The organism is Pseudomonas sp. MWU13-3659 (assembly GCF_023757525.1).
Lineage (GTDB): Bacteria > Pseudomonadota > Gammaproteobacteria > Pseudomonadales > Pseudomonadaceae > Aquipseudomonas > Aquipseudomonas entomophila_E.
This window is the reverse complement of record NZ_JAMSHW010000128.1, coordinates 1-316: the sequence shown is the minus strand read 5'-3', so window position 1 is coordinate 316 and position 316 is coordinate 1. Positions and strand designations below refer to the sequence as shown.

The 316-nt window shown below is 64.9% G+C and carries 1 protein-coding gene; it reads left to right on the top strand.

The genetic code is table 11. The features are described 5' to 3' along the window. On the top strand, positions 1 to 316 hold a 316-nt coding region (locus NGM28_RS28625), incomplete at both ends, for a DUF2345 domain-containing protein (RefSeq protein WP_252092568.1).

The following is a 316-nucleotide window of genomic DNA, read 5'->3' as shown; positions in this document are numbered from 1 at the left end:
CGGCAGCCACCTGGCCCTGAGCAGTACCGGCCACACCAGTATGTCGATCGGCAAACGCCTGCTGGCCAGTGCCAGCCAGGGCATGCGCTTCTTCGTGCAGAGCCTGGGCTGGAAACTGGTGTCGGCCTCCGGCGACATCGACATCCGCGCCCTGAAGGACAGCATCAACCTGCTGGCCAAGCTCGACATCACTGCCAACGCCGACCGCATCATCCTCAAGGCCAAGACCGAGCTGGTGGTGCAGGGTGGTGGCAGCGCCACCACCTACAACGCCAGCGGCATCACCCACGTTACCAGCGCCAACTACACCGCCCAC